Origin of the sequence: Rhizobacter sp., from assembly GCF_046595475.1 — a bacterium.
Taxonomy (GTDB): domain Bacteria; phylum Pseudomonadota; class Gammaproteobacteria; order Burkholderiales; family Burkholderiaceae_C; genus Rhizobacter.
In genome coordinates this window covers 24,440-50,086 of the sequence record NZ_JBKJOQ010000110.1, presented here as the reverse complement: position 1 = coordinate 50,086, position 25,647 = coordinate 24,440, and the positions used below count along the sequence as shown (strand labels likewise).

At 66.1% G+C, this 25,647-nt stretch carries 28 protein-coding genes and 1 riboswitch; of the genes, 15 read left to right on the top strand and 13 right to left on the bottom strand.

Features of this window, described 5'->3' with window-relative positions; all coding sequences use genetic code 11:
* Positions 1 to 26: 26 nt before the first annotated feature.
* The 6 genes from AC30QB_RS20035 (at position 27) to AC30QB_RS20010 (ending at position 7,437) form a co-directional block, all read left to right on the top strand.
* Positions 27 to 704 carry a hypothetical protein gene (locus AC30QB_RS20035; protein ID WP_489548034.1) on the top strand — a complete coding sequence of 226 codons (678 nt, stop codon included), beginning with the start codon at positions 27 to 29 and terminating at the stop codon, positions 702 to 704.
* A 3-nt stretch (positions 705 to 707) separates the two neighbouring features.
* Entirely contained in the window at positions 708 to 3,701 is a 2,994-nt protein-coding gene (locus tag AC30QB_RS20030; RefSeq protein ID WP_489548033.1) for a Calx-beta domain-containing protein, read from the top strand.
* A complete protein-coding gene (locus AC30QB_RS20025) occupies positions 3,698 to 4,273 on the top strand; it encodes a DUF4395 domain-containing protein (protein ID WP_489548032.1) in 576 nt (191 codons plus the stop codon). Before AC30QB_RS20030 ends, AC30QB_RS20025 begins: the two co-directional genes overlap by 4 nt.
* The gene (locus AC30QB_RS20020; RefSeq protein ID WP_489548031.1) at positions 4,270 to 5,679 is read left to right on the top strand and encodes an aminotransferase class V-fold PLP-dependent enzyme; all 1,410 of its coding nucleotides are present in this window, start codon (positions 4,270 to 4,272) and stop codon (positions 5,677 to 5,679) included. Before AC30QB_RS20025 ends, AC30QB_RS20020 begins: the two co-directional genes overlap by 4 nt.
* Before the next feature lie 61 nt (positions 5,680 to 5,740).
* A complete protein-coding gene (locus tag AC30QB_RS20015) occupies positions 5,741 to 6,298 on the top strand; it encodes a DUF1003 domain-containing protein (RefSeq protein ID WP_489548030.1) in 558 nt (185 codons plus the stop codon).
* 101 nt (positions 6,299 to 6,399) lie between these two features.
* A complete protein-coding gene (locus AC30QB_RS20010; RefSeq protein ID WP_489548029.1) occupies positions 6,400 to 7,437 on the top strand; it encodes a glycosyl hydrolase in 1,038 nt (345 codons plus the stop codon).
* Between the two features lie 82 nt (positions 7,438 to 7,519).
* Here the strand turns inward: AC30QB_RS20010 and AC30QB_RS20005 are convergent, their stop codons facing one another.
* The 4 genes from AC30QB_RS20005 to AC30QB_RS19990 all read right to left on the bottom strand — a co-directional run bounded on the left by AC30QB_RS20005 (position 7,520) and on the right by AC30QB_RS19990 (position 10,555).
* The gene (locus AC30QB_RS20005) at positions 7,520 to 8,047 is read right to left on the bottom strand and encodes a DUF2937 family protein (protein WP_489548028.1); all 528 of its coding nucleotides are present in this window, start codon (positions 8,045 to 8,047) and stop codon (positions 7,520 to 7,522) included.
* 61 nt (positions 8,048 to 8,108) lie between these two features.
* Positions 8,109 to 8,693 carry a chalcone isomerase family protein gene (locus tag AC30QB_RS20000; RefSeq protein ID WP_489548027.1) on the bottom strand — a complete coding sequence of 195 codons (585 nt, stop codon included), beginning with the start codon at positions 8,691 to 8,693 and terminating at the stop codon, positions 8,109 to 8,111.
* Positions 8,694 to 8,783: 90 nt separating this feature from the next.
* On the bottom strand, positions 8,784 to 9,866 hold the full coding sequence (locus tag AC30QB_RS19995; protein ID WP_489548026.1) for an S-adenosylmethionine:tRNA ribosyltransferase-isomerase: 1,083 nt from the start codon (positions 9,864 to 9,866) through the stop codon (positions 8,784 to 8,786).
* A complete protein-coding gene (locus AC30QB_RS19990) occupies positions 9,863 to 10,555 on the bottom strand; it encodes an SDR family NAD(P)-dependent oxidoreductase (RefSeq protein ID WP_489548025.1) in 693 nt (230 codons plus the stop codon). Before AC30QB_RS19990 ends, AC30QB_RS19995 begins: the two co-directional genes overlap by 4 nt.
* Positions 10,556 to 10,681: 126 nt before the next feature.
* On the opposite strand from AC30QB_RS19990, the gene AC30QB_RS19985 reads away from it, so the two are divergent.
* From AC30QB_RS19985 to thiE, 7 genes are all read left to right on the top strand, one after another.
* Positions 10,682 to 11,290 carry an XRE family transcriptional regulator gene (locus tag AC30QB_RS19985; protein WP_489548024.1) on the top strand — a complete coding sequence of 203 codons (609 nt, stop codon included), beginning with the start codon at positions 10,682 to 10,684 and terminating at the stop codon, positions 11,288 to 11,290.
* A gap of 122 nt (positions 11,291 to 11,412) precedes the next feature.
* Positions 11,413 to 12,375, top strand: coding sequence for an MBL fold metallo-hydrolase (locus tag AC30QB_RS19980; RefSeq protein ID WP_489548023.1), 963 nt, complete (start codon positions 11,413 to 11,415; stop codon positions 12,373 to 12,375).
* Between the two features lie 41 nt (positions 12,376 to 12,416).
* Positions 12,417 to 12,532: riboswitch (TPP riboswitch) on the top strand.
* Between the two features lie 65 nt (positions 12,533 to 12,597).
* Positions 12,598 to 14,361 carry a phosphomethylpyrimidine synthase ThiC gene (gene thiC / locus AC30QB_RS19975; protein WP_489548022.1) on the top strand — a complete coding sequence of 588 codons (1,764 nt, stop codon included), beginning with the start codon at positions 12,598 to 12,600 and terminating at the stop codon, positions 14,359 to 14,361.
* Between the two features lie 10 nt (positions 14,362 to 14,371).
* A complete protein-coding gene (gene thiO / locus AC30QB_RS19970; RefSeq protein WP_489548021.1) occupies positions 14,372 to 15,418 on the top strand; it encodes a glycine oxidase ThiO in 1,047 nt (348 codons plus the stop codon).
* Positions 15,415 to 15,633 carry a sulfur carrier protein ThiS gene (gene thiS, locus AC30QB_RS19965; RefSeq protein WP_489548020.1) on the top strand — a complete coding sequence of 73 codons (219 nt, stop codon included), beginning with the start codon at positions 15,415 to 15,417 and terminating at the stop codon, positions 15,631 to 15,633. The genes thiO and thiS overlap by 4 nt, the downstream gene beginning before the upstream one ends.
* 3 nt (positions 15,634 to 15,636) lie before the next feature.
* On the top strand, positions 15,637 to 16,437 hold the full coding sequence (locus AC30QB_RS19960; protein ID WP_489548019.1) for a thiazole synthase: 801 nt from the start codon (positions 15,637 to 15,639) through the stop codon (positions 16,435 to 16,437).
* Complete coding sequence (gene thiE / locus AC30QB_RS19955; protein ID WP_489548018.1) at positions 16,434 to 17,891, top strand: thiamine phosphate synthase; 1,458 nt, start codon at positions 16,434 to 16,436, stop codon at positions 17,889 to 17,891. The genes AC30QB_RS19960 and thiE overlap by 4 nt, the downstream gene beginning before the upstream one ends.
* A gap of 48 nt (positions 17,892 to 17,939) precedes the next feature.
* Here the strand turns inward: thiE and AC30QB_RS19950 are convergent, their stop codons facing one another.
* The 4 genes from AC30QB_RS19950 to AC30QB_RS19935 are packed head-to-tail and all read right to left on the bottom strand — an operon-like array spanning position 17,940 to position 20,385.
* A complete protein-coding gene (locus tag AC30QB_RS19950) occupies positions 17,940 to 18,368 on the bottom strand; it encodes an ExbD/TolR family protein (RefSeq protein WP_489548017.1) in 429 nt (142 codons plus the stop codon).
* Between the two features lies 1 nt (position 18,369).
* A complete protein-coding gene (locus tag AC30QB_RS19945; RefSeq protein ID WP_489548016.1) occupies positions 18,370 to 19,053 on the bottom strand; it encodes a MotA/TolQ/ExbB proton channel family protein in 684 nt (227 codons plus the stop codon).
* Between the two features lies 1 nt (position 19,054).
* Entirely contained in the window at positions 19,055 to 19,861 is an 807-nt protein-coding gene (gene dapB, locus AC30QB_RS19940; protein WP_489548015.1) for a 4-hydroxy-tetrahydrodipicolinate reductase, read from the bottom strand.
* Positions 19,858 to 20,385: an outer membrane protein assembly factor BamE gene (locus AC30QB_RS19935; RefSeq protein ID WP_489548014.1), complete on the bottom strand. Its 528-nt coding sequence runs from the start codon at positions 20,383 to 20,385 to the stop codon at positions 19,858 to 19,860. Before AC30QB_RS19935 ends, dapB begins: the two co-directional genes overlap by 4 nt.
* 104 nt (positions 20,386 to 20,489) lie before the next feature.
* Between AC30QB_RS19935 and fur the strand changes: the two genes are divergently transcribed.
* Positions 20,490 to 20,918 (top strand): ferric iron uptake transcriptional regulator, encoded by a 429-nt coding sequence (gene fur, locus AC30QB_RS19930; protein WP_489548013.1) that lies wholly within the window; start codon positions 20,490 to 20,492, stop codon positions 20,916 to 20,918.
* 21 nt (positions 20,919 to 20,939) lie between these two features.
* On the opposite strand, the gene hprK is transcribed toward fur, so the two are convergent.
* The 3 genes from hprK to hpf all read right to left on the bottom strand — a co-directional run bounded on the left by hprK (position 20,940) and on the right by hpf (position 22,973).
* Positions 20,940 to 21,890 (bottom strand): HPr(Ser) kinase/phosphatase, encoded by a 951-nt coding sequence (gene hprK / locus AC30QB_RS19925; protein WP_489548012.1) that lies wholly within the window; start codon positions 21,888 to 21,890, stop codon positions 20,940 to 20,942.
* 37 nt (positions 21,891 to 21,927) lie between these two features.
* Positions 21,928 to 22,398, bottom strand: coding sequence for a PTS sugar transporter subunit IIA (locus AC30QB_RS19920; protein WP_489548011.1), 471 nt, complete (start codon positions 22,396 to 22,398; stop codon positions 21,928 to 21,930).
* A gap of 236 nt (positions 22,399 to 22,634) precedes the next feature.
* Positions 22,635 to 22,973: a ribosome hibernation-promoting factor, HPF/YfiA family gene (gene hpf, locus AC30QB_RS19915; protein ID WP_489539831.1), complete on the bottom strand. Its 339-nt coding sequence runs from the start codon at positions 22,971 to 22,973 to the stop codon at positions 22,635 to 22,637.
* A gap of 482 nt (positions 22,974 to 23,455) precedes the next feature.
* Here hpf and corA point away from each other — a divergent pair, with 482 nt between their 5' ends.
* On the top strand, positions 23,456 to 24,418 hold the full coding sequence (corA, locus tag AC30QB_RS19910; RefSeq protein ID WP_489548010.1) for a magnesium/cobalt transporter CorA: 963 nt from the start codon (positions 23,456 to 23,458) through the stop codon (positions 24,416 to 24,418).
* Between the two features lie 12 nt (positions 24,419 to 24,430).
* On the opposite strand, the gene AC30QB_RS19905 is transcribed toward corA, so the two are convergent.
* The gene (locus AC30QB_RS19905; protein WP_489548009.1) at positions 24,431 to 24,877 is read right to left on the bottom strand and encodes a nuclear transport factor 2 family protein; all 447 of its coding nucleotides are present in this window, start codon (positions 24,875 to 24,877) and stop codon (positions 24,431 to 24,433) included.
* Positions 24,874 to 25,647 carry an SDR family NAD(P)-dependent oxidoreductase gene (locus AC30QB_RS19900; RefSeq protein ID WP_489548008.1) on the bottom strand — a complete coding sequence of 258 codons (774 nt, stop codon included), beginning with the start codon at positions 25,645 to 25,647 and terminating at the stop codon, positions 24,874 to 24,876. Before AC30QB_RS19900 ends, AC30QB_RS19905 begins: the two co-directional genes overlap by 4 nt.

Below are 25,647 nucleotides of genomic sequence, written 5' to 3'. Positions count from 1 at the left end.
CCGCGGGTCGTGCAAGGAGCAACACCATGAAAGCAAAGATCGGCGACAACAGCGTCAACCTCGAAGGCTTCAAGTACTTTGTAGGCAAGGCCAGCAGCATCAAGCCCGGTGCGTGGGGCGACAAGAAGACGCCCATAGGGCCCGGCAAGCTCAACTACCTCGACGTGTGGGACGTGCTGCCTGCGCCCAAGCTGGCCAAGATCAAGTTCAGCACCTCGGCCTTCGAGGTCGAGTTCACCGACAGCAAGGGCATCAACTTGATGGCGGCGCTCTCGGTGCCGGGCCTGGCCAGCGGCAAAGTGGGCCTGAAGGTGGCTGACTTCGAGCAGGGCCTCGTCAAGCTGGTGAAGGTGTCGCCATTGGGTGAAAAAGACCTGATCGATCAAGTCAACGCCTCGCCCAAGATGATCACCCAGCTGATCGAGTTCGGCGGCGGTGCGCGGCTGGTGAAAGACTTTCTGATCGTGGTCGAAGCCGAGCTCTACAAGCGCTTTGCCGCGGGGGTGGCCAACAACGGCGCGGTCATGGTGGAGGGCGTGATGGTGCGCGCCGACCGCGAGCTCGGCTGGGACAAGAGCAGCGAGGTTCAGGTGGGCGCGGGTGTGGTGCTCGCCTACAGCCTGGCCGAGCCGAAGTGGGACGCCACCCAAGACAAAAACAAGACGCGCGTGACCGAGCTGCGCGACGACCAGCAGGGCTTGTAGACCATGTTGCCCGCCATCACCCCCTTCTCCTTTGTTGGCCGCTCTCTTGCGGGGCGGCATGTGCGCGCCCTGGGCCGCGCGCTTGGCCTCGCCGCGCTGACCATGCTCGTGTCGTGCGGCGGAGGCTCCGACGAGCCGCCGCCCCCGCCTGCGCAGCCGGACAACTGGGTGTCGCGCAACTGGGAGATGTCGGTGCACCACCCGGACGGCAGTACCGCGGTGGTGGTTCCCAACACGAGCTCCGGCAACCGGCCGGTCAACCTGCAACACAGCTTTGGGCCGCTCGCCATCGCACCCCCAGGCGTCCCGTTCGAGGCGATAGGCGAAGTGTTCTCCAACGCCGCAGGCGACACCTACTGGGTGGCCACGCAAGCTCCCATGGGTGACGTGAGGGTGCCGCAGAGCCCCATCGGCAGCTCGGTCTACTACAACCAGTTCCAGGCGTTTCGCAAGACCACCGACGCTGCCGACATGGACCTGGTGATCTCGGAGTCGACCCTCGAAGCGATGGACTACAACCCGTTCAACCCGGCGAACACGCGTGGCTGCTCCAGGGAGACTCACCCCGATCCCGAGGGCGTCGACATCACCACCTACGAGTGCGGCAACTTGATCGACGCCAAGCTCACCTACGAGGTGTTCGCGTGGAAAGAGATCCCGATCAAGGACGCCAATGGCAACGTCACCGGCTCCAGCCAGGTCGACCTCACCCATGGTTCGGTGTTTTCCCACCTCTACGGCTATATCAAAGGCAAGCTGTCTCTTTACCCGGCGTGGCACTTCAATTCTGGGCCGGCCGGTGACGGCAACCTACTCTTCGATCAACAGCCAGACTTTGTCTACAGCGACAACGTTGACTTCAACGCCGACCATACCCACGCCCGTGCCTTCCTGAGGCAGAGCACGGTCATTCACATTCCACTCGATCTGGTGAACCGCGACGAAGAGTTCAGGGTCGTGGTGGCCGTCACGGCCGATACCAACAATCGGCGCCAGCGTGAGTCGTATGCCGGGGTGTTTTTGCGCGATCCGCAAAAGCTCTCCGGTGTGACCTATCGCAGCAATGGCGTCGCGCCGGTCACCGTGGCGGCGGGTACGGTGGGTGTGGCGGGGACACCGCCAGCGCCCGCACCGGTGCAAGCGGCGCCCGCTTGCGCTACTGGCGTTGACCCCGCGGCCGGCGTGCTGCAATTTGATTCTGATTCGACGGTGGCCACCGAGGCTTCTGTGGGGGGCATGGTGCCGGTCTGGGTCACGCGCAGCGGCGGGGGCGTCGGTGCGCTGACGGTTCGCGTGGCCACACAAGATGACAGCGCCCACGCGGGGGCCGACTACCAGGCCGTGTCCACACTGGTCAGGTTTGCCGATGGCGAGCAAGGCCAGCGCTACGTGGCCGTGCCGCTCATCAACAACAGCCTGGTCGACCCCGATCGCAGGCTCACGCTCACGCTCTCTGAGCTCCGGGGTTGCGCGGTGCTGGGGCCACAAGCGAGCACCGTGGTGACGATCGTCGACGACGAGACGCCCCCGCCGCCTGCAAGCTTCACGCTGGGCGGCACCGTCACCGGCTTGCAAGGCAGCGGCCTGAGCTTGCGCAACACCAACGGCGGCGAGACGGTGCAGCCGGTGGCAGACGGGAGCTTCACGTTTGCCAGCCCGCTGGCCGATGGCCTGGCCTATGCGGTGAGTGTCACCACCCAGCCGGCCAACCCGGCGCAGACCTGCACGGTCACCAACGGCAGCGGTACGGTCCCCGGTGCCAACGTGACGAACATCGTCGTGGCCTGCACAAGCCCCGCACCCAACAGCTCGTTGGACGCCGGCTTTGGCAGCGCGGGCAAGCTCAGCAACACGCTCCCGGCCGCCAAGGCACTGGCGCTGCAGGCCGATGGCAAGCTGCTCTTGCTTGGCGGCATGACCCTGTCGCGCTACAACGCCGATGGTTCGACCGACGCGGGCTTCGGCACCGCGGGCAGGGTGACCATCGTCGCCAACGGAGGCGGGCTCGACGCCATGCAGGCGCTCGCAGTGCAGGCTGACGGTCGGGTGGTTGTGGCCGGCTACACCGCGCTGCCGGTGGTGTTCAACCAGGACATGGTGGTGCTGCGCTACAACGCAGACGGCAGCCTCGACACCACCTTTGGCAGCGGCGGCAAGGTCGTCACCGACTTCACCGGCAGCACCGATCGGGCCTATGCGGTGCTGGTGCAGGCCGACGGCAAGATCGTGGCCGCCGGCATCGCCACCCTGGGCTCCGGCACGAGCGCCGACCAAGACCTGGCCTTGGTGCGTTACCTGGCCAACGGCGCGCTTGACACAGGCTTCGGCGTGGGCGGCAAGGTCACGACCAACATCGCCGGCACGGCCGACTTCGGCTACGCCGCCGCGCTGCAGCCCGACGGCAAGATCGTGGTGGCGGGCCGGGTGGCCGCCAATGGCGGCGCCAATCCCGACTTTGGCCTGGCCCGCTACCTGCCCAATGGCACGCTTGATGCCGGCTTCGGCAGCAGTGGCATCGTGCGCATCGACTTTGGCGGCAATGTGTGGGACGAAGCGAGCGACCTCGCCGTGCAGGGCGACGGCAAGATCGTCGTCGGCGGTCAGGCCGCCTTCGGCAGCAGCTATCGTTTTGCCCTGCTCCGCTTGAACGCGAACGGCACGCTAGACACCGGCTTCGGCACTGCCGGTCTCGTGCGCACAGACTTCAGCACGCGCAATGACTACGGCCGCGGCTTGGCGCTGCAGGCTGACGGCCGCATCGTGCTGGCAGGCCAGGTGTCGGGCTCGCTCAGCGCCGACTTTGGCGTGGCGCGCTATCTGAGCAGTGGTGCCGTGGATACCGGCTTCGGCACCGCGGGTCTGGTGCAGGTCGACTTCTTCGGCGCGACCGACGGTGCGATGGATGTGGTGGTGCAGCCCGACGGCAAGATCGTCGCTGCTGGCTCCGCACGCAACGGCCTCGCCACCGGGCTCGCCATCGTGCGGGTGCTGCCGTGAGCCGCAACGAGCTCGCGCTGACGAGCGGCCGGTTCGGCCAGGTGATCGCAGGCCTGAGCGCCGAGGGCCGGGCGGTACGCGCTGCGGTCTTCAACGAGCATGAGGTGCGTGCCGCGGCCGGGCTCACCCTGGTGTTGGGTGCGGTGGCGTTTGTCTATGCGTATTTCGCCAAGCTGTACTGGCCGATCCAGATCGTCACGGCCTTGTTCTTTGTCGAGTTCCTGAGCCGGCTCATGCTGGGCATCAGACACAGCCCCATCGGCTTGATCGCACGCGCAATGGTGCGACGGCAAGCGCCCTTGTGGGTCTCGGCCAAACCCAAACGTTTCGCCTGGGCGCTGGGCCTGGTGTTGTCGGCTGCGATGACGGTCATCACCAACACCGGCATTCGCGGGGCGCTGCCGCTTTCCATCTGCCTGCTGTGCCTCGCACTGATGTGGCTGGAGGCCGTGCTGGGCCTGTGCCTGGGTTGCGAGATTCACGCGCTGATGGTCAGGCGCGGCTGGGCAGAGAAAGATGAAGCCTTCGAGATCTGCAGTGGTGGTGTGTGCTCGTTGGAGCCGCGTCGATGAAGCAACTCGCGCTCGCATCGGTGCGCGAGCGCATGGTGGGTGTCGACCAGCACGTGCCCTTGATTGACGGCACGACACGGCCTTACATCAATCTCGACAACGCGGCGAGCACACCGGTGTTGCGCGAGGTGTTGGCGGCCGTCAACAACTTCATGCCCTGGTATTCGTCAGTACACCGCGGTGCCGGCTACAAGAGCCGTGTGGCGACCCGAGCCTATGAGGATGCGCGCGAGACGGTTGCCGCCTTTGTCGGCGCAAATGCGCAAGAGCATGCGCAAGCGCATGTCGTCATCTTCGGCAAGAACACCACCGAGGCCATCAACAAACTCTCGTATCGACTGGCGCTGGCTCCCGACGACGTGGTGCTCGTGTCGACGCTGGATCACCACAGCAACGACCTGCCCTGGCGCGCACGAGCCCGGGTGGAACACATCGCAGCCGACGCGATGGGGCGGCTGGACGAGGCTCATGTCGAGCACCTGCTTGCGAGGCATGCAGGCCGCGTCAAGCTGGTGGCCGTGACCGGGGGCTCCAACGTGACCGGCTTCATGCCAGACATCCACAGGCTGGCGGAGCTTGCGCATGCGGCGGGTGCGCGCATCCTCGTCGACGCGGCCCAGCTGGCGCCGCACCGCCGCATCGACATGGGTGAGCTTGCCGACCCGGCGCACATCGACTACCTGGTGCTTTCGGCCCACAAGATGTACGCGCCCTTCGGAGTGGGTGCGCTGATCGGCCGGCGCGACACCTTCGAGCACGGTGAACCCGAGCACCGAGGCGGCGGGACCATACGCCATGTGTCCACCGACTCGGTGGCCTGGGCCGCGGCGCCCGAGCGTGATGAAGCCGGTACCCCCAATGTGGTGGGCGCGGTGGCGCTGGCTGCCGCGATCAAGGCCCTGGGTGCCATCGGCATGGACGCCGTGGCACACCATGAAGCGGGTTTGGTGGCGCATGCCTTGCGCGGCTTAGCCGGTGTGCAGGGGCTGCGGGTGTACGGCGATGCCGACCCTGGCGGCGCATCGCAACGCCTGGGCGTGATCCCGTTCCGCTTGGGCAATCTGCCGCACGCTCTGGTGGCAGCGATCTTGTCGGCCGAGCATGGCATTGGTGTGCGCAGTGGCTGTTTTTGCGCCCACCCTTACCTGGCGCATCTGTTGGGTTTGACGCAGCACGATGTTCGTCGGCTGCAAGCCGGCTTGGACGACGGCGGGCGTGTCGACATGCCGGGCCTGGTGCGTGCAAGCTTTGGGGTCTACAACACGACAGACGAAATAGATCGGTTCGTCGCGGCATTGCATGCGATTGCGCGCGGTGCGCATCGTCTCAGCTATGTTCGGGACCCGATCAATGGGGAATACCACGCGCCCGAATGGACGCCGGGCCTGAGCGCTCAGTGGGTGTGAACATGCCCTGATGCGGCACCACAATCAGGCCTCTCCACGCCGTGGGGGAAGCGAGGCTCCAATGCACAAGCACGACGACATCTCATCCCGGCTCCTGGGTGTGCCCTTTGCCACGCTGGACGCCTCGACCCAGAAGGTGGCGCGGCATGTCGCACAGCGCAAGCACATTGCGCGCAATGTGGTGAAAGACTTTGCCGAGCGGCCCACACAGGGGCAGCGCGCCGCCGATGCCGTGGCCCGGTTCGGCGGCTCTTGGACTTTCGTCGGCCTGTTCGCCGCCGTGATGTTGGCCTGGGTGCTGCTCAACGCTTTCTTGCTGGCGACCCGGAGCAACACTTTCGACCCTTACCCGTACATCCTGCTCAACCTGTTTCTCTCCATGCTCGCCGCCATCCAGGCGCCGGTCATCTTGATGTCGCAGAACCGGCAGTCAGAGAAAGACCGACTGAGCGCAGAACACGACTACGAGGTCAACCTCAAGGCCGAGCTGGAGATCATGCTGCTGCACGAGAAGATCGACCAGCTGCGCGAGACGCAGTGGGGCGAGCTGATCGAGATTCAAAAGGAGCAGCTGAGCTTGTTGGCAGGCATGCGCGCCGCGAGGGGTGCGGGCCTTTGAGCGCCGGTGCGGGACTGCGCGAGCGTGTATCAGTGCGTGTGGCGCCGCGGCTGCGGTAGGCTCCTCGGTGCAGTTGTTGTTGTGTTGCCCACGGACCCCCCATGCACCTCTCCATTGCCCTTGCGACACAACGCCGCCGCTGGCACCGCATCGCGTTCTGGATCGCCACCGCTGCAATGACTTCGGGGGCCGGTTGCGGCGGCGCCGCCGCGCCGGCCAGTCCACCCGCCACGGTACCGACCCCCTCTCCTGCGCAAAGTGCCTGCACCGCCGCATCGCGCGCTGCCACACCCACTTTGGGTGTGGCAGCGCACCCGCCTTTCGACGCCGCCATGTGGTCGGCCCTCACGGACTTGGGCGCGCCATGGCTGCGCGCTGACCTCTACTGGCGTGACGTCGAAGTGGCCGAGGGGCACCCGGATTGGTCCGCCTACGAATCATTCATCGCGCAGGCGCAGCAGCGAGGCGTGCCTGTGCTGTTGATCATCAACCACCCGCCCGATTGGGCCCGTGCCGATACGACCCGTTTCGCCGAGCGTGCACAGGCGTTCTCGCGCGCCGCCGGGCAATGGGCGCGAGGACGGGTCGCGGCCTGGGAAGCGTTCAACGAGCCGAACTTGCCGGGCTACGGCTGGCCGTTCGCCCAGCTGTCGGCTGCGGAGGACGCCCGCTTGTACGCCGACACCGTGGCGGCCGTGAACCGCGGCCTGCGCGGCGCAGGCGACCCTGCCCCCTTGGTGGCCGGGGCGTTGTCGCCCAACGGGCATGAGCCTGCGGCGTTCATCGACAACGTGTTCTCGCAGCTGCCACCAGCGTGTGTTGACGCGGTGTCGATCCACCCTTACGGCGGCGAGGGCCGGCTCGTCCAGATCCGGCAGGCGGTGGGCGACCAGCTGCAGCGATTGCAGGGCCGCCGCCCGCCGGTGTGGATCACCGAGTACGGCACTGATCAGCCCGCAGACCAGTTGCGCTTGCTCATCGACGCAGTGCCGGCCTCGGGGGGCATCGACCAGCCGCTGTTCTGGTTCGCACTGCGCGACCTCGGGATGACAGAGCGCTATGGCTTGATTGATGGGTCTGGGCAACCCCGCCCCGCTTATTTCGAGTTCAAACGGGCGGTTCAGCGGCAGGTGCGCTGAACCGCACCTCTGCGAGCGCCAATTTCAAGGTGGTCCGGCGCTTTTTTGCCGGCGCTTCTTGCCGGAGCTGTTAGAGCTTGCGTCAGCGCGCGTAACGGCGGCCCGCGCCTGCGCCGCGCCTGGCCAGCAGCGCTGCAATGGCCCACCAGATGGCGAGGAACACGACCCATACGCTGAGCCCGAACGCCGCGGCCATCAGCAGGCTGTCGAGGCTGAGCCCGAAGGCTGGGCGATGCGCCGCCCAGGTGGCTTGCGCCATGGCGGTGTCGGCGTGCGCCAGCAGGTAGAAGGCTTGGTGGAACACGTCGGTGTTGAGCGCGGCCAGGCTCGTCTGCAATGACGCCACCGAATCGACGATGGCCTGGATGGCTGAGCCTTCGGCATGAAAGCTCGCATCGGTGCTGGCCAAGTGGTGTTGGATCAGCTTGTCGAGGCTGCCTCCGTGAAAGCGGTTGGCGATGTCTTGAAATGGGGCCAGGTCTTTGAGGGCTTGGCCCAGCGCGCCGCCCACGCGCTGGCGGTACTGCGCCAGATAGCCGGGCACCATGCCGCCCGCGAACACGCCGACGATGAGCACCGCGCGATCAAGCAAGCCGCGCAGCAGTGGCATGGGGGTCAGCCGCAAAGCGACGTGGTTGCCGACAGAGAGGCCGACATGAGCACCCTCATGCCTAGCGATCGTTGCCCAGCAGCGCGTCTTTCAGCGAGCTGTCAGCGGGTGAGTTGCCGACCCAGATTTTGAGCACCATGGCGAAGAATTCGGCGTCGCCCACGGGCTCGCCCTGGGGTTTTCCAACGATGTAGAACTGCGTGCCCTTGCCCGGCAGAAACTCCATCGCAAACGACTCGCCAGACACGAGCTTGGACTTGCCGGAGAAGATCTCGATGAAGCGCGTGGTGGAAATGGCGTGCTTCTGCACCATCTCTTTCGGCGAGTTTTCGCCCAGGCCCTTGATGAACAAGCGGCCGAGGTCGGTGCCGGGCAGGTCGCGCAGTGCGGTGAATTGCAGGCGCTTGGGGCCGGGCAGGGCCAGCAGCTCTTCGGGGGTGGTGACCTTCTTGGCGGTGTAAAGCGCCATGTCGTACACCTTGAAGAAGGCCTTGTAGCGCGTGCCGGCACCGTTGAGCTGCAGCTGTGTGCCCTGCACCTGGACGGCGGGGTCGAAGGCTGTGGAAGGTGCGGCCTCGGCTGCGCCGATCATCAGCGCCAAGGTGAGCGCTAGGGCGGCGTGGGCGTATGCAGCGGGTTTGCGCATGAAGGGGCTCCAACGGTTTCGAGTTTTGAGTACGCACGATTATTCGAGCTAGCGGCGCGGCAAACAACCCCAAAAAACCCGCTGCGGCCCTCATGCCACGTGCGGTATTGCCTGATCGGGTGCCGACGAAGGCAAGCGCCGCGGAGCCCGCTCGATGAGCACCGAATCGCCGAACTCATGGGTGCGGTAGTGGCCGGCTTCCAGCGCTTCGTCTACATGCCGCAGCAGTGGTTCGCTGGCGAAGGCCCGCAGCAGGCCGTGGTGCGAGGTGCCGGGCTCATGGGTGCCGCTGATGAGGGCATCGACCACGCGCAGGGTCGTGTCGGCGCCGATGCGCTGCGTGGCCACGCCCGTGCCGCTGTGCAACCCACCCTGCGCGGCGGCGTGCTCCAGCGCGCGGGTCACGGTGGTGCCCAGCGCGATCACGCGGCCGCTGCACCGGTGCGCCCGCGCAATGGCCTGCACCGTGGCCTCGGGCAGGTGATAGGGCTCGTCAAAGGGCAGGCGCGCGTCGAGCGCATCGTCACCGGTTGACGAGATGCCGGCTGCATGCGTGAGCGTGGCAAACGCCACACCGCGCTCGCGCAGCGCTTGCAACAGCCGCCAGTCGAGCACGAAACCGGCCGAGGGCGGCTCGAAAGCGACTGGCAGCGCGGCCACGCGCGTCCACACATCCCACAACGCCAAGGCCTCGCGCATGTGGGCGTACTGAATGGGTTTGCCGTGGCGGGCCAGGCCGGCCCAGATGGCGTCGGGCGTGCCCGCAAAGCGCAGGGAGATGAGGCGCGGGTGGCCCAGCGTGTGCAACACCTCGGCGCGCAGTGGGCCCAGGGCCAGCGCGTCGCCGGGCCGCAGTGCTGGCGGCGCAGCGCGGTCTTCGGTGCGTGTGCGGTGGTCACCAGCGCCGAAGACGATGGCCGTGAACTCGCGCACGTCGTCGACCGCGAGCGAGCGCCGGCCGGCCAGCCGCACCTCGATCGGCTGCTGGCTGCGCAGGTGCACGCCACTCAGGCTGGCGGGCAACGTGGCGGCGTCGTTGGCCACCAGCAGGTCGCCGGGGCGGGTGAAGCGCGGCAGGGCGTCGCGTGCCGCGTGGTGCAGCTGGCCTTGTGCGTCGACCACAAGCAGGCGCGCGTCGCGCGGGCGTTGGGTGGCAGCGGTGGCGGCTTTCATGCGAGGGCCTTGTCGATGAGGGCGATGATCTCGGCCGCGGCTTGCGCCGGGGGCTTGAGCGTGGCGGGGTCGGCGTCGGGCACGGCCAGGGCGTGTAGGGGTGTGTCCATGTCGCCGGGGTCGACGGCGATCACCTGCACGCCGTGCTCGCGCAGCTCTTCGTGCCAGATGCGGCTCATGTGCGATAGCGCGGCCTTGCTCGCACCGTAGGCGCCCCAGCCGGGGTAGGGCGACACGGCGGCGTCGCTCGTGATGTGGATCACCAGTGCGGGCCGGCCGTCGCGGGCCGATGCGCTCAGCGCACCAAGCAGTGCCTTGGTCAGGCGGAAGGGGCCGAGCAGGTTGGTGGCGAGCGCAGCCTCGAAGTCTTCGCATTCGGTATCGGCCAGCAAAGCCAGCGGCACGGGGCCGAGGTGCGAGGCGTTGTGAATCAGCACGTCGAGCCCGTCGAGCGCGGCGGTGATCTGCATCGCCAGCGGGTAGGTGTCGGCCTTGCGAGAGACATCGCCGACCAGCCCGTGTGTGCCCGGCAGGGTGTGTGCGAGTGCCGCCACGCGCTGCGCGTCGCGCGCCACGAAGGCCACGCGTGCGCCGCGTGCGCTGAGCTGCTGAACAAGGGCGAGGCCGAGGCCCGAGGTGCCGCCGGTGATGGCCACGCGCAGGTCGTTTGATGTGTTGGGGGTGCTCATGGTGAGTGCCTTTTCATTGCGATAGGGTGACGATAGGCAGCCATGGCGTTGGCGGCGAGTGCCTTGTCCAACGCATTGGCACAAGGTTCATCAGTTGGACAGGGTCGTCGCACAATGCAGCCCACCATGCCCGCTCTTGACGCCAGCTCTGCAGCGAACCCAGAAGCCAGCCCCGACTCGCCAGTCGCCGCCCATCTGGCGCGCAACCTGGTGAGCCTGCGCCACACCCGCTCGCTCACACAAGATGGCCTGGCCAAGGCGGCGGCAGTGCCGCGCTCGACCATTGCCAACCTTGAGTCGGGCGAGGGCAACCCGTCGCTTGCCGTGCTGGTGAAGGTGGCGGGTGCGCTGGGCGTGCCGATAGACGAGCTGCTGGCCTCGCCGCGCGCGATGGTGCGCCGCTGGGCGAGCAGCGAGGTGGTGCGCCGTGTGAAGGGCCGCGGTGTGAGCATTCGAGAGCTGGTGCCCGAGCCCGTGCCCGACGAGATGATGGAGGTGATGGACTTCGCCCCCGGCGCGGTGATGGGCGGCACGCCTCACCTGCCAGGCACGCGCGAGTTTTTCACCTGCCTCGATGGCAGCGTCAACCTGATGGTGGCGGGCGAGCGCTACACACTGAGTGAAGGCGACGTGCTGGCCTTCCCCGGCAACCTGCCGCATTCGTACCAGAACGCCGATGGCGTCGAGCCGGCGCGTGGGGTGTCGGTGGTGGTGTTTGCGAAGGCCGGCGTTTGATTCAACGCTGATTTTGTGACAGCTGCCCTGTCATCAAAAGGGATACCTCGCTGCGGCCGGCGAAACATGGTCTGCGCCCCTATGCTTTGCGCCCTCTGCCATCACAACACGAGGGATCATTCATGACAGTCTCGCAATCACTGCGCCACGGCTTTGTAGCGTTGGCCAGCGGCCTGCTGCTCGCCTTCACTGCGCATGCGGCCGCGCCGCAAGTCAAGACCCAGGCGCCGGGCTACTACCGCATGATGCTCGGCGACTTTGAAGTCACCGCCTTGCTCGACGGTGTGCTCGATCTGAAGCCCAACGAGCTGCTCACCGACACCACCAAGACCGAAGTCAGCGCGCTGCTCAAGCGATCGTTCCAGGGTGAGGCGGTGCCCACCTCGGTCAATGCGTACCTTATTAACACCGGCACCCAGCTGGTGCTGGTCGATGCCGGCGCGGCTGCACTGTTTGGCCCTGGGCTCGACCAGCTGCACGCCAACCTCAAGGCGGCGGGCTACCAGGCCGATCAAGTCGATGCGGTCGTCATCACCCACCTGCATGGCGACCACGTCGGTGGCTTGATTCAAGACGGGAAGATTGCCTTCCCGAATGCGACGGTCTACGCCGGCCAGGAAGACGCCGACTTCTGGCTCAGCGCCGCCAACCTGGAAAAGGCGCCCAAGGAAATGAAAGGCTTCTTCCAGGGTGCGCAGCTGTCGCTGAACCCTTATGTGAGCGCCGGCAAGTTCAAGGGCCTGACGGGTGAGGCCGAGATCGTGCCGGGCGTGAAGGCGGTCGCCGCTCACGGCCACACGCCGGGGCACAACATCTACGTGGTCGAGTCCAAGGGCCAGAAGCTGGTGCTGTGGGGCGACCTGATGCATGTGGCAGCGGTGCAGTTCCCCAAGCCCGCGGTGACGATCAAGTTCGACAGCGACTCCAAGGCCGCGGCCGTGCAGCGCAAACGCGCGTTTGCCGATGCAGCCAAGGGCGGCTACTGGATCGCCAGCGCCCACCTGCCTTTCCCTGGCATTGGCCACCTGCGCACGGAAGGCAAGGGCTACGTGTTCGTGCCGGTCAACTACAACTCGGTGCGCTGAAAGTAGTGCTTGCGCAGCCCCGACGAGCGTGCATAGAATGCGCCCGCTTGTCGGGGTGCCGAGGATTGTGAAGTCCGAGGCTGAGAGGGTGCAAAGCGCCTAACCCGTTGAACCTGATTGGGGTCATCCCCGCGTAGGAAACAATGCACTCGGCTTCGGCGCTCGCTCTTTCGGGAGTTTGCAAGCGCGGTCTCCAGGCAGGCACCCACTCCTGGAGCGCCTATGGCCAAGACCCTTGCCCGAGTCGACACCGACGACATTTCGCGCCGCATCACGCGCACCCCTTTCCCCGGATCGCACAAGGTCTACCTGCAAGGCTCGCGGCCTGAGCTGCGCGTTCCCTTTCGCGAGATCTCGCTGAGCGACACCCTCGTCGGTGGCGATCAGCACGTGCCCAACCCGCCGCTGCGGGTGTACGACAGCTCCGGCCCCTACACCGACCCGCAGGCGCAGATAGACCTTGCGCGTGGCCTGTCGCCGCTGCGCGCGCCGTGGATTGCCGAGCGCGCCCACAGTGCCAACCAGTCGCAGATGCACTTTGCGCGGCGCGGCATCGTCACGCCCGAGATGGAGTTTGTGGCGCTGCGCGAAAACCTGCTGCGCGCCCAGGTGCGCGAGCGCCTCGCGCAAGAGCGCGCGCCGCACCCCGGCCACCCCTTCGGCGCGCGCCTGGTGCGCGACATCACGCCCGAGTTTGTGCGCGACGAGGTGGCTGCGGGGCGCGCGGTGATCCCCTGCAACGTCAAGCACCCCGAGAGCGAGCCCATGGTGATCGGGCGCAACTTCGCGGTGAAGGTCAACGCCAACATTGGCAACTCGGCCGTGAGCTCGGGCATCGAAGAAGAGGTCGACAAGCTGGTGTGGGCGCTGCGCTGGGGCGCCGACACGGTGATGGATTTGTCGACCGGTGACCACATCCATGAGACGCGCGAGTGGATCGTGCGCAACTCGCCAGTGCCCATAGGCACGGTGCCCATTTACCAGGCATTGGAGAAGGTGAACGGCCGCGCCGAAGATCTGACCTGGCCGCTGTTTCGCGACACGCTCATCGAGCAAGCCGAGCAGGGGGTGGACTACTTCACCATCCACGCCGGCGTGCGCCTGGCCTATGTGCCGCTGACTGCGGGGCGGCTCACCGGCATCGTCTCGCGCGGCGGCGCCATCATGGCCAAGTGGTGCCTGGCGCACCACCGCGAGAGCTTCTTGTATGAGCACTTCGAAGAGATCTGCGACATCATGAAAGCCTACGACGTGTGCTTCTCGCTGGGCGACGGCCTGCGCCCCGGCTCGATAGCTGACGCCAACGACGCGGCGCAGTTTGCAGAGCTGCAAACCCTGGGCGAGCTGACGCAGGTCGCTTGGCAGCACGATGTGCAGGTGATGATCGAAGGCCCGGGCCACGTGCCGCTGCAGATGGTGAAAGAGAACGTCGACCGCCAGCTCGAAGCCTGCTTCGATGCACCCTTCTACACGCTGGGCCCGCTGATCACTGACATCTCTCCTGGCTATGACCACATCTCGTCGGCCATGGGGGCGGCCAACATCGGCTGGTATGGCACCGCGATGCTCTGCTACGTCACACCCAAAGAGCACCTGGGCCTGCCCAACCGCGACGACGTGAAACAAGGCCTGATCGCCTACAAGATCGCCGCGCATGCGGCCGATCTGGGCAAGGGCTTTGCGGGTGCGCAGATGTGGGACAACGCGATTTCCAAAGCGCGCTTCGAGTTTCGCTGGGAAGACCAGTTTCGCCTCGCCATCGACCCCGACACCGCGATGGCGTATCACGACGAAACGCTGCCAAAAGAGAACGCCAAGGTGGCGCACTTCTGCTCGATGTGCGGCCCCAAGTTTTGCTCGATGAAGATCACGCAAGAAGTGCGTGAGTACGCCGCGCAGCAAGGGGCGGCGACCATCCCCATCCGACAGGCGATGGACGACAAGGCCGAGGCGTTTCGCGCGGCTGGCAGCTCGCTCTACCTCTGAGGGGCGCACGGTGCCGCATGTTGCGATTGCAGGCGCGGGCCTGGCGGGTCGCCTGGTGGCCTGGAGACTGGTACGCACCGGTTGGCGCGTGAGCCTGTTTGACGCCCGTCAGCGTCGCGACGCCCGTTCGCCCAGCATGGTGGCTGCGGCGATGCTCGCGCCGCTCGCCGAGCTGGCGGTGGCTGGTGGTGCGGTGTACGCGCTGGCGCAGCAGGCCATGGCGCTGTGGCCGCAGTGGCTCGATGCGCTTCACGCCGACAGCGGGCGCTCGGTGTACTACCGCCGTGAGGGCACGCTGGTGCTGGCACATGCGGCCGATGCGGGCAGCCTGCAGCAGTTTGAGTGTTTGCTGCGACGCAAGCTGCCCGCGGCGCACGCAATGCAGATCAAGACGCTGGATGCCGCTGCGTTGGCGGCGGTGGAGCCGGCGCTGGCGGGCCGCTTCCCGCAAGGCCTGCTGCTCGAAGGCGAAGGCCAGCTCGCCAACGACGAGCTGATGGCGGCGCTGGCCGTGGCGCTCGATGCGGCCGGTGTGCAGTGGCATGAAGGCGTCGAGGTGCAGCACTTGGCAGAGCACGAGTTGCACAGCGCGCTGGGCGTGTGCTCGGCCGATGCGGTGATCGACACGCGTGGCCTCGGCGCACGCACCGACTGGCCCGGCCTGCGCGGTGTGCGGGGCGAGATCCTTACCGTCGCCTGCGAAGGCGTGGCTCTGCAGCGCCCGGTGCGCCTGATGCACCCGCGCTACCAGCTCTATGTCGCGCCGCGCCCCGGGCATCGTTACGTGGTGGGGGCCACCGAGCTGGAGTCCGAAGACAGCGGCCCGGCCACGCTGCGCTCGGTGCTGGAGCTGGGCAGCGCGCTGTACAGCCTGCACCCGGCCTTTGCCGAGGCTCGCGTGTTGAATATTGCCGCGGCCTTGCGGCCCACGCTCGATGACCACTGCCCCGCGCTGCGTCAGCAGGCCGGTGTGTGGCAGCTCAACGGCCTGTACCGCCACGGCTTTCTGTGCGCCCCGGCGCTCGTCGATCAATTGACTCAACGGCTCAACGCATGAACTCCACCGACGCCATCACCGTATCGCTCAACGGCCGTGACATCGAAGCACAGGGCCACGGCTTGCCCGCGCTCCTGCAGGCCCAGGGCTACTCTCTTCAAGCGGCATTTGCCTGCGCGGTCAACCGCAGCTTCGTGCCGCGCGAGCGTTGGGCGCAGACGGTGCTGCAGCCCGGCGACCGGGTTGAGGTGATTGCGCCGGTGACAGGGGGCTGATCCATGAGCAACGCGTCAACGAACTCTTGGACGGTGGCCGGCACCCCGCTGCACAGCCGCCTCATGCTGGGCACCGCCCGCTACCCCTCGCTGCAGTGCATGGCCGATGCGGTGCGCGCCAGCGGCACCGAAGTGCTGACGGTGGGCCTGCGCCGCCTGCAGCCCGAGCACGGTGGCGGCAACGCCTTCTGGCAACGCGTGCGCGATCTCGGCTGCCATGTGCTGCCCAACACCGCCGGCTGCCACAGCGCGCAAGAAGCCATCACGCTCGCGCACATGGCGCGCGAGATCTTCGCCACCCCGTGGATCAAGCTCGAAGTGGTGGGCGACGACTACAGCCTGCAGCCCGACCCTTACGGCACGCTGGAGGCGGCGCGTGTGCTGGTGCGCGAAGGCTTTCAGGTGTTCGCCTACACCAGCGATGACCTGGTGGTGGCGCAGCGCCTGCACGACGCCGGCGTGGCCGCCATCATGCCGGGGGCAGCGCCCATAGGCACCGGCCGCGGGGTGGTCAACCCCAGCGCTTTGCAGGCCTTGCGTGCGCGCCTGCCGCAGGCTGTGCTGGTGGTCGATGCTGGCCTGGGCCTGCCCTCGCATGCGGCGCAGGTGATGGAAATGGGCTTCGACGCGGTGCTGCTCAACACCGCTGTGGCGCAGGCCGGTGACCCGGTGCGCATGGCGGCTGCGTTTGCGCAGGCCGTGGCGGCCGGGCGTGCGGCCTTCGAGGCCACGCCGATGAGCGTGCAGCAAACGGCTCAGCCATCCACGCCCACGCTGGGCACACCGTTTTGGCAACACGCATGACGCGCTTGTTGACGATTGCGGGCCACGACCCGATCCACGGTGCCGGCATCACGGCCGACCTGGCCACCTGGGCGGCGATGGGCCTGGGAGGCTGCAGCGTGGTCACCGCGTTGACGGTGCAAAACAGCCAGGGCCTGGCGCAGGTGCTGCCGGTCGATGCCGCCGTGGTGCGCGACGCCCTGCAAGCGGTGCTGCGTGACGGCGAGCCCGCGGCCATCAAGGTGGGCATGCTGGGCTCGGTGGCGGTGGCGCGCGAGGTGAGCGACTTTCTCGCCGCCAGGGCGTGCCCGGTGGTGGTCGACCCGGTGCTCAGTGGCTCCAACGGCCGGCACGCCTTTGAGGCGCACCAAGCCTGTTGGCTGATGACGCTTTGGACGGTGATGCGCCACGCCGATGTCATCACGCCCAACCTGCCCGAGGCTGCGGCGCTGGTCGGGGTGAGCCCGGCTCGTGTGGCTGAGCACCTGCCCCAGCTGCGCGCGCTGTGCCGTGGCGCGGTGGTGGTGAAAGGTGGCCACGGCGAGGGGCCGGAGAGCATGGATTGGGTGTACGACGGCGAGCGCTGCGCTGAGCTGTCCACCCCGCGCACGCCAGGCAGCGCGCACGGCAGTGGTTGCGTGTTTTCGGCAGTGCTGGCGGGCATGCTCGCTCAGGGCTGGGATGTGTTCGATGCGAGCTGTGAGGCCAAGCTGCGCACTGCAGCAGGCGTGGCGCAAGCTCTGTGGGTGGGTGCGGGCAGGCCCAACACGCACGCGGCGGCAAAGCTCTCGAGCGCAGCCCTGCCGACGCTGCGTTGGGCCGGCACGCCCGATGCACGAGACCCGCCTTCATTTCTGCCGCCTGCTCACCCGCTGGGCTTCTATGCCGTGCTGCCCGACGTCGACTGGATCACGCGCGCTTTGACGTGGGGGGTGCGCACGCTGCAGTTGCGCATCAAGGCCGGCACCATGCCCGAAGCCGAGCGGCGCGCACAGCTGCGTGCGGCCGTGCGGGCTGCGCGCGCAGTGCCGGGCGCGCAACTCTTCATCAACGACGACTGGCGCGACGCCCTTGAGCTTGGCGCACAAGGCGTGCACCTGGGGCAAGAAGACCTGGCCGAGGCCGACATCCCTGCGCTGCGCCGCTCGGGCCTGCGTCTGGGCGTGAGCTCGCACACGCCGCTGGAGATGTCGCGCGCCCATGCCGTGCGGCCGTCATATGTGGCGCTGGGCCCCGTCTACCCGACCACGCTCAAGGCCATGGCCTACAAGCCACTGGGCCTGGCGCGGCTGCGCGATTGGGCGCAGCGCTACCAACCGGCCTACCCGGTGGTGGCCATTGGAGGCATAGACCTCGCACGCGCGCCGGGTGTGCTGGCGTGTGGCGTGGGCTCGGTGGCGGTGGTGAGCGCGCTCACACAGGCTGCCGACCCCCGCGCTGCCGCGGCGCAATTTCTTCACCTCGTGGGTGATTGAGTTCTGCACGATCAACCCGAAAGGGATGAAGTGCCGCGCTGCTTCGATTCAGGGCTTCGTGGTGGCCGCAGGCTCGGCCACGAAACCAATGCGGGTCAGGCCGGCCTTTTGCACCATGCCGATGAGCTCGGCCACCTGGCCGTAGGGCACGCTCTTGTCGGCGCGCAGCTGCACTTCGGTTTGCGGGTTTTTCTTGGCCGCCTGCGCCATGCGCTCGGCGAAAGCGGCGGGCGCCAAGGTTTGCTCGCCCACATAGAGGCGGCCCTGCGGGTCGATGGCCACGGCGATGAAGTCGGGCACGTCGCTCGGGGTGGCGGCATCGGTCTTGGGCAGGTCGAGCTTGAGGCTGGCGCTCATCAGCGGCGCGGTGATCATGAAGATGACCAGCAGCACCAGCATCACGTCGATCAGCGGCGTCATGTTGATGTCGCTCATCGGCGGTGGCGCTGAGCTGCGCTCGAGGCGACCGAAAGCCATGTCAGGCGGCGGCTTGCGTGGCGGGCGCGGCTGGCGTGGCGGGCGCCTCGGCCAGCATCTCGCGCAGGTCATGGGCAAAGCCTTCGAGCTCGGCCTCGCAAGCTGCGACGCGCTTGTTGAAAATGTTGTAGGCCAGCACGGCGGGAATCGCCACCGCCAGGCCGGCGGCCGTCATCACCAGGGCCTCGCCCACCGGGCCGGAGACGCGGTCGATGGTGATGGTGCCCGCGGCCGAGATGCTCAGCAGCGCGTGGTAGATGCCCCAGACCGTGCCGAAGAGGCCGATGAAGGGCGCCGTGCTGCCGATGGAGGCGAGCACCACCTGGCCGAACTGCAGCTGCGTGAGCACGCGGTGCAGGGCGTCGCGCAAGCGGCGCGTGAGCTGCGAGGCGATGTGCCCGCGCGCTTCGAGCGTGCCGCCGGTCGGGTCGGTGGTGGCCGCGGCGAGCAAGGGGCGCAGCACGCCTTCGCGGTCAAAGGCGGCCAGCTGCTCCCGGCCGCCGTCGAGCGAGGCTGCGGTCCAGAAGGCAGGCACGGCGCGGGCCATGTCGCTGCGCACGCGCTGCAGCAGCCAGCCTTTCCAGAAAATCAGCACCCAGGCGCTGATGGACATGAGCAAGAGCAGCGCCGCCACGCCGCGCGTGATGGCATCGCCTTGCTGCCAGAAGTGAGCGAAGCTGCCCATCTCAGGCCAGGCCCAGTACGTCGTTCATGTTGAAGAGGCCTGTGTCACGTGTGGTCAGGAAACGCACTGAGCGCAGGCTGCCTTGCGCATAGCCGGCACGGCTGCTGGCCTTGTGCGCAATCTCGATGCGCTCGCCAGTGCCGGCAAAGAGCACGGTGTGGTCGCCGATGATGTCGCCGCCGCGGATGGTGGCGAAGCCGATGGTCGAGGGGTCGCGCTCACCGGTCACGCCTTCGCGGGCGTAGACGGCGCAGTCTTTCAAGTCGCGGCCCAGCGCGGCTGCCACCACCTCGCCCATGGCAAGCGCGGTGCCGCTGGGGGCGTCGACCTTGTGGCGGTGGTGGGCCTCGATGACCTCGATGTCATAGCCCTGGTTCAGCGCGCGCGCGGCCATGTCGAGGAGGCGCATCACCACGTTGACGCCTACGCTCATGTTGGGCGAGTGCACGATGGCGATGTGCTGCGCCTGGGCGGCGATCTCGGCCTTCTGCGCCTCGCTCAGACCCGTGGTGCCGATCACCATCTTGATGCCCAGCTCGCGGCAGGCGGCCAGGTGCGCCATGGTGCCTTCAGGGCGGGTGAAGTCGATCAGCACCTGCGCGTTGGCCAGGCCGCTTTTCAGGTCGGCGCTGATGTGCACGCCGCTCGTGAGGCCGAGAAAAGCCGCGGCGTCTTGGCCGAGCGCGGGGCTGCCCGGCACGTCGAGCGCACCGGCCAGCACGCAGTCGTCAGACGCGGCGATGGCTTCAATCAACATGTGCCCCATGCGGCCCGAAGCGCCGGCGACGGCGACTCGAATAGCGCTCACGTACGAGGCTCCAGCGGCGGGTAGGTGCGCAGCGGGCCTTCGGGGGCCGAAGCGGCCTGCTCCGGCTTGGGCGGGATCGGCAGGGCCTTGATTTCGTCGGGTGTCAGGGCCAGTGGCGGTGCCTTCTTGGAACTTTTGAAGGTGTCGATCGAGGCCACAAATTCGCGCTCGGAAGGCAGCTCGGGAGCGTCGATGCTCTTGAGCTTTTCGCCTTCAAACAGCGCCACCACCTTGCGCTGCTGCGGCGCGGCGCCTTGGCGGCGAATGGTGAAGACGTAATCCCAGCGGTCGGCGTGGAAGGTGTCGGTGAGCAGCGGCGAGCCGAGCACGTCGCGCACCTGGCTGCGCGTCTGGCCGGGCTTGACCAGAGCAACTTGCTCCTTGGTCAGCACATTGCCCTGCACCACTTCCACGCGGTATGGCGTGATGAAGCCGAGAAAGTTGTCGCTCGACTGCAGGGAGCTGCAAGCACCCAGCCCGGTGAGGGCGAGCAAGCCGAGGGGAGAAATAAGGCGGAGGCGCATGATGGATGTAGTAGGGGCGCCGCGGCGAACCAACCTCGATATGATTCAACGATTCTAGCGGCTGACCCCCGCATTGCTCCGTTGCGCACCAGCCGAGAAACCCCATGTCCAACGCCGACGACCTGAAGAGCAGTGGCCTGAAGGCCACGCTGCCGCGCATCAAGATCCTGGATGTGTTTCAGCACAGCAACCAGCGGCACATGACGGCTGAAGACGTCTTCAAGGCCCTGCTGAATGAAGGGGCTGACGTTGGCCTGGCCACGGTCTACCGGGTGCTGATGCAGTTCGAACAAGCGGGCATCTTGTCGCGCAACCATTTCGAGTCGGGCAAGGCGGTGTTCGAGCTCAACGAAGGCAAGCACCATGACCACCTGGTGTGTATCGACTGCGGCCGTGTGGAAGAGTTTTACGACGCGGAAATCGAGAAGCGTCAAAACGCCGTGGCCCATGCGCGAGGCTTTGAGCTGCAAGACCACGCACTCTCGCTCTACGCCGTCTGCACGAAAAAGAACTGCGAATACAAAACCAAGTAAGCACGCGGCCAAGCCGCCGATTCACTCCGGCTTTTGCATGGCCTTCTGGTGGCGCTCGATGAACTCGCGGTAGGTGTCTATGCCGCGCAGCTGCAGGATGGTGTTGCGCACGGCTGCTTCCACCAGCACGGCCAGGTTGCGGCCGGCATCCACTGCAATCACCACCTTGCGTACCGGGATGCTGAGCACGTCTTCATTCAGCGGCTCATAGGGCAGGCGCTCGAAATCGCGCTCCAGCGTCTCTTTGCGCACCAGGTGCACGATGAGCTTGAGCCGCATCTTGCGGCGCACCGCGGTCTCGCCAAAGATCGATTTGATGTCGAGCAGGCCGATGCCGCGCACTTCCAGCAGGTTCATTAGCAGCTCTGGGCAGCGGCCTTCGATGGCGGTTTGCGAGATGCGATAGAGGTCGACCGCGTCATCGGCCACCAAGCCGTGGCCGCGCGAGATCAGCTCCAGGCCGAGCTCGCTCTTGCCCAGGCCCGACTCGCCGGTGAGCAGCACGCCCACCCCCAGGATGTCCATGAAGACGCCGTGGCGGGTGGTGCGCTCAGCGAACAGCTGGCTCAAGTAGCCGCGCACCACGTCGATCACATGACCGGCCGAGCCGTCGGTGACGAAGAGTGGAATATCGGCGCGGTCACAAAGGGCGACCAGCTTGTCGGGAGGCGTCTGGTTGTCGGCCACGATGACCACCGGTGGCTCCAGCGTCACGATGCGCTGGATGCGCCGCTCTTGGTCTTCGGGGGAAGAGTCTTGCAGGTAGGCCACCTCGCGCCGCCCCACGATCTGCACGCGGTAGGGGTGGATGTAGTTGAGGTAGCCCACCAAGTCGGCAGCCGACTGCGCATTTCGCACAGCGGCTTCATCAAAGCGGCGCTCGGGGTGGGCATGACCTGCGACCCATTCCCAGCGCAGGGCCGCGCGGTGTTCTTCGAACAGCGCTTCCGCGCTGATGACTGAGGGCTTCACGCGCTGGTGTCTGGTCTCGTCGCTGCGTGTCTCGTCATCATGCGACGGACTTCAACGGTTCCCAGTTGGAAATGAGCTCGTGCACCTTGGCGGCGCTGATTTCTGTCTTGAGGCGCTCACGCAACTCTCGATCGCTCAGCATTTCGGCGATCTCGGAGAGGATCTCAAGGTGGCGCTGGGTGGCCGCTTCTGGCACCAGCAAGAAGATCAGCAGGCCGACGGCTTCGTCATCCGGTGCATCGAAAGGAATTGCCTGCTGCACGCGCACCACGGCGGCCAGCGGGTTCTTCAGGCCCTTGATGCGGCCATGCGGTATGGCCACGCCGTGGCCTAGGCCGGTGGAGCCAAGGCGCTCGCGAGCAAAGAGGTTGTCGGTGACCGTGGCACGCGCAATCGCGTGCTGGTTTTCGAATACCAGGCCTGCGTGCTCGAACGCGCGCTTCTTGCTGGTGGCCTCGACATCAACGAGCACGTTGGTGAGGGGCAGGATGGCGGAGAGTCGGTTCATCTGCAGGTCACGCTCTGGGCCTCATGTGAGGCATGGACTCAATAGTGACTGAGTGTGCAATTATAGAAATGGGCCTCATGCCCGGGCTGGACCTGTGCTCGGGCATTGCGAGGAATTGTGCACTTGCCGCTGCGTTGCAGCAACGAATTCGGCCCCGCATTTGCAGGTGCTGCTTCACTCTGTGCGAAAAAAAGCGGCCCGAAGGCCGCGTTTTGCACCCGGAGGTGGCGATGAATTCAAAGCGTTGCGTCAAGACGTTTGGCCGCCACGTGGTGATGGTCTTGCAGTTTGTCTTTGTGGCGACAGACTTGGCGGTCCAGTTTGTCCATTAGCTGGTCGATGGCGGCATAGAGGTCTTCGTGCGAGTTCTCCACGAAGATGTCTTTGCCCTTCACATGGAGGGTGACCTCTGCCTTCTGCCTTCGTTCCTTTTCCTTCAGCTTCTCTACCGACAGCAGCACATTGATGTCCACGACTTGGTCGAAATGACGCGTGATCCGGTCTAGTTTGGTAAGCACATACTCACGCAAGGCCGGTGTCACTTCGAGGTGATGGCCGCTGATCGTCAAATTCATGAGGACTCCTTTTCGCAGGGGGTGGGGAAAGCGGGGGAGGCGAGGAGGGAAAGGCGGGAAAGGCGGGAAAGAGGGGTGGACCGAAGTCGTTGAAACCAGTGTGCGCCTGAAAGTGGGAGGTGACAAGCGAGTGACAACGCTGCGAGCAGGTGTGCTCGTGCAAGCAGTTGATACGGGCCGAAAGACCGCCAGTTTCATCACGGATCGATGCCGTCTTCCCTTGATTCGAGGGCCATGTGGTGGCTTGATGGCGCTTGCGAGCGGGTGTGATAATTCGCGTTTTCATTCACGGAGTGCGAATCACGCATATGGACAGCAGTCACCCTCGGTGACCGTCCGCTCTGACACACCTTCGCGGCGCTGATGCGCTCGCGGGCCCGGGGCGAGGCGGTTTCTCAAACGTTAGCCCGTCACCCTTCCCTGGCCACACCCGCCGCATCGTGCTGTCAAGCAGCCCCTGCCGGACCTGTCGGAGCCCCTGCATGCTGAATGTGTTCACGCTGGCCAATGGCCGGCTGTTTCAAGAAGAAATCGAAAGCCCGGGGGCACTGGTCAACGTGCACCCGGTGTGGGTCGACTTGGAGTCGCCCACACGGGAAGAAAAAAGCTGGATCGCACAGCACTTTGGCGTAAGCATTCCCGAAGACGTGGTCGACGACGACTTGGAAGAATCGGCCCGCTTCTATGAAGAAGACAACGGCGAGCTGCACATACGCTCCGACTTCCTGATCGACGACGACGAAACCCCGCGCAACGTGCGCGTGGCTTTCATCCTGCACAACAAGGTGCTGTTTTCCATCCACGGCGAAGACCTGCCGGTGTTTCGCCTGCTGCGGCTTCGGGCGCGGCGCATTCCGGCGCTGATCGAAGACGCGAAAGACGTGCTGCTCAAGCTCTACGACGCGGACGCCGAGTACAGCGCCGATGCGCTGGAGAACATCTACGAAAGCCTGGAGAAGGTGAGCGCGCGCGTGCTCAAGCAAGAGGTCAACGACCAGGCCGCCGGCCAGGCGCTCGCGGCCATTGCGCGAGAGGAAGACTTGAATGGCCGCATCCGCCGCAACGTGATGGACACACGCCGCGCGGTTAGCTTCATGATGCGCAGCCGCATGCTCAACGCCGAGCAGTTTGAAGAGGCACGGCAGATCTTGCGTGACATCGATTCGCTCGACAGCCACACGGCGTTTCTCTTCGACAAGATCAACTTCTTGCTCGACGCGACGGTCGGTTTCATCAACATCAACCAGAACAAGATCATCAAGATCTTCTCGGTGGCGAGCGTCGCCTTGCTGCCGCCCACGCTGATCGCCAGCATCTACGGCATGAATTTCAGGGCCATGCCCGAGCTGGAGTGGCGCTTTGGTTACCCGCTGGCGTTGGGCCTGATGTTCATCAGCATCATCTCGCCCTTCTGGTACTTCCACCGCAAGGGCTGGCTCAAGTAGCCGACAGAGCTATTAGTTGTTTGCGCGCTTCTTCAGCCAGCGCATCAGCGTGCCGATGAGCGGCAGCTTCTCGTACAACTCTTCGGCCGCATCCCAGTAGTCACGGTGCAGCGTGATGAGGCCGATGGCGTCGAGCTGCAGTTGCGAGCCGCCGCGTACGGTCTGCGGCTTGTTCGTGCTGAAGCGCTTGAAGCGAAACAAAAAATCCCAGCTCAAAAAGCACTGATCGCCTTGCACGATCACGTCGCGCACCACAAAGCGTGGCTCGTGCAGTGAGGCGTACATGTGGCGGAACACACGCTGGATCGCGGGCAAGCCTTGCACCTCGTTGAATGGGTCTTTGAAGGTGGCAAGGGGTGCGTAGAACTCACCTAAGCGTTCGATGTCGGCCGGTGTGAGCTGCTCGAACAGCGCCACGATGCGCGCCACCCGCGGGTCATTGAAACGAGTGCTGGTCACAGCCCCGTGCTCCGCCGGATGGCGCGGAAGTACAGCCCGTCGCTCAGATGCGTGAGCGCCTTCAACCACAGCGTGAAGCGCTTCGGGAAGTGAATCTCGAACTTGCCCTGCGCCCAGCCCTTGAGAATCTCTTGCGCCGCTTGCTCGGGCGTGAGCAACGCTGGCATGGCGAATTCGTTCTGCGCGGTCAGCGGCGTCTCCACGAAGCCGGGGTTGATGACTGAGGTGCCTATGCCCAGGGGTTGCAAGTCCATGTAGAGCGTTTGTGCGAGGTTGATGAGCGCGGCCTTGGTTGGCCCATAGGCCAGCGAGTTGGGCAGGCCGCGGTAGCCGGCCACGCTGGAGACCACACTCACATGCCCTGCCTTCTGACGCAGTAGCACCGGCAACACGGCGTCGAGCATGTGCAGTGCGCCCACATAGTTCACCTCTTGGTGGCGCAGTGCCTCATCGAGGTCGAACTGCGTGGCCCGCATTGCCTTGTAGTAGCCAGCGCTGTACAGCGCGAGGTCGATGCGCCCAAAGCGCGCCACCACCTGTTGCGCGGCGCTCGCAAACGCGCTGCGGTCGGTGGCGTCAAACGCGATCCCTGCGCTGCCGGGGTGTGCAAGCTCGAAGGCCTGCAAGGCATTGGCGTTGCGAGCCGACACCACGACTTGTGCACCTTGCGCATGCAGCAATGCGGCGGTCGCGCGGCCAATGCCGGTCGAGGCGCCGATGAGCCAGACGACGCGGCCCTTCCACTCGGTGATGCGGGGGTTTAGCGACAT

What these genes read in the sequence shown, in the direction of transcription:
- AC30QB_RS19945 (WP_489548016.1), bottom strand. Translation starts at nt 19,053, where the DNA reads ATGGGCAGCTTCGCTCACTTCTGGCAGCAAGGCGATGCCATCACGCGC.
- fur (WP_489548013.1), top strand. Translation starts at nt 20,490, where the DNA reads ATGTCCAACGCCGACGACCTGAAGAGCAGTGGCCTGAAGGCCACGCTG.
- AC30QB_RS19900 (WP_489548008.1), bottom strand. Translation starts at nt 25,647, where the DNA reads ATGTCGCTAAACCCCCGCATCACCGAGTGGAAGGGCCGCGTCGTCTGG.
- AC30QB_RS19980 (WP_489548023.1), top strand. Translation starts at nt 11,413, where the DNA reads ATGACAGTCTCGCAATCACTGCGCCACGGCTTTGTAGCGTTGGCCAGC.
- AC30QB_RS19950 (WP_489548017.1), bottom strand. Translation starts at nt 18,368, where the DNA reads ATGGCTTTCGGTCGCCTCGAGCGCAGCTCAGCGCCACCGCCGATGAGC.
- AC30QB_RS20010 (WP_489548029.1), top strand. Translation starts at nt 6,400, where the DNA reads ATGCACCTCTCCATTGCCCTTGCGACACAACGCCGCCGCTGGCACCGC.
- hpf (WP_489539831.1), bottom strand. Translation starts at nt 22,973, where the DNA reads ATGAATTTGACGATCAGCGGCCATCACCTCGAAGTGACACCGGCCTTG.
- AC30QB_RS19985 (WP_489548024.1), top strand. Translation starts at nt 10,682, where the DNA reads ATGCCCGCTCTTGACGCCAGCTCTGCAGCGAACCCAGAAGCCAGCCCC.
- thiS (WP_489548020.1), top strand. Translation starts at nt 15,415, where the DNA reads ATGAACTCCACCGACGCCATCACCGTATCGCTCAACGGCCGTGACATC.
- thiE (WP_489548018.1), top strand. Translation starts at nt 16,434, where the DNA reads ATGACGCGCTTGTTGACGATTGCGGGCCACGACCCGATCCACGGTGCC.
- AC30QB_RS19960 (WP_489548019.1), top strand. Translation starts at nt 15,637, where the DNA reads ATGAGCAACGCGTCAACGAACTCTTGGACGGTGGCCGGCACCCCGCTG.
- AC30QB_RS19935 (WP_489548014.1), bottom strand. Translation starts at nt 20,385, where the DNA reads ATGCGCCTCCGCCTTATTTCTCCCCTCGGCTTGCTCGCCCTCACCGGG.
- AC30QB_RS20005 (WP_489548028.1), bottom strand. Translation starts at nt 8,047, where the DNA reads ATGCCACTGCTGCGCGGCTTGCTTGATCGCGCGGTGCTCATCGTCGGC.
- AC30QB_RS20020 (WP_489548031.1), top strand. Translation starts at nt 4,270, where the DNA reads ATGAAGCAACTCGCGCTCGCATCGGTGCGCGAGCGCATGGTGGGTGTC.
- AC30QB_RS19995 (WP_489548026.1), bottom strand. Translation starts at nt 9,866, where the DNA reads ATGAAAGCCGCCACCGCTGCCACCCAACGCCCGCGCGACGCGCGCCTG.
- AC30QB_RS19920 (WP_489548011.1), bottom strand. Translation starts at nt 22,398, where the DNA reads ATGAACCGACTCTCCGCCATCCTGCCCCTCACCAACGTGCTCGTTGAT.
- AC30QB_RS20035 (WP_489548034.1), top strand. Translation starts at nt 27, where the DNA reads ATGAAAGCAAAGATCGGCGACAACAGCGTCAACCTCGAAGGCTTCAAG.
- AC30QB_RS20015 (WP_489548030.1), top strand. Translation starts at nt 5,741, where the DNA reads ATGCACAAGCACGACGACATCTCATCCCGGCTCCTGGGTGTGCCCTTT.
- corA (WP_489548010.1), top strand. Translation starts at nt 23,456, where the DNA reads ATGCTGAATGTGTTCACGCTGGCCAATGGCCGGCTGTTTCAAGAAGAA.
- AC30QB_RS20030 (WP_489548033.1), top strand. Translation starts at nt 708, where the DNA reads ATGTTGCCCGCCATCACCCCCTTCTCCTTTGTTGGCCGCTCTCTTGCG.
- AC30QB_RS19990 (WP_489548025.1), bottom strand. Translation starts at nt 10,555, where the DNA reads ATGAGCACCCCCAACACATCAAACGACCTGCGCGTGGCCATCACCGGC.
- AC30QB_RS20000 (WP_489548027.1), bottom strand. Translation starts at nt 8,693, where the DNA reads ATGCGCAAACCCGCTGCATACGCCCACGCCGCCCTAGCGCTCACCTTG.
- thiC (WP_489548022.1), top strand. Translation starts at nt 12,598, where the DNA reads ATGGCCAAGACCCTTGCCCGAGTCGACACCGACGACATTTCGCGCCGC.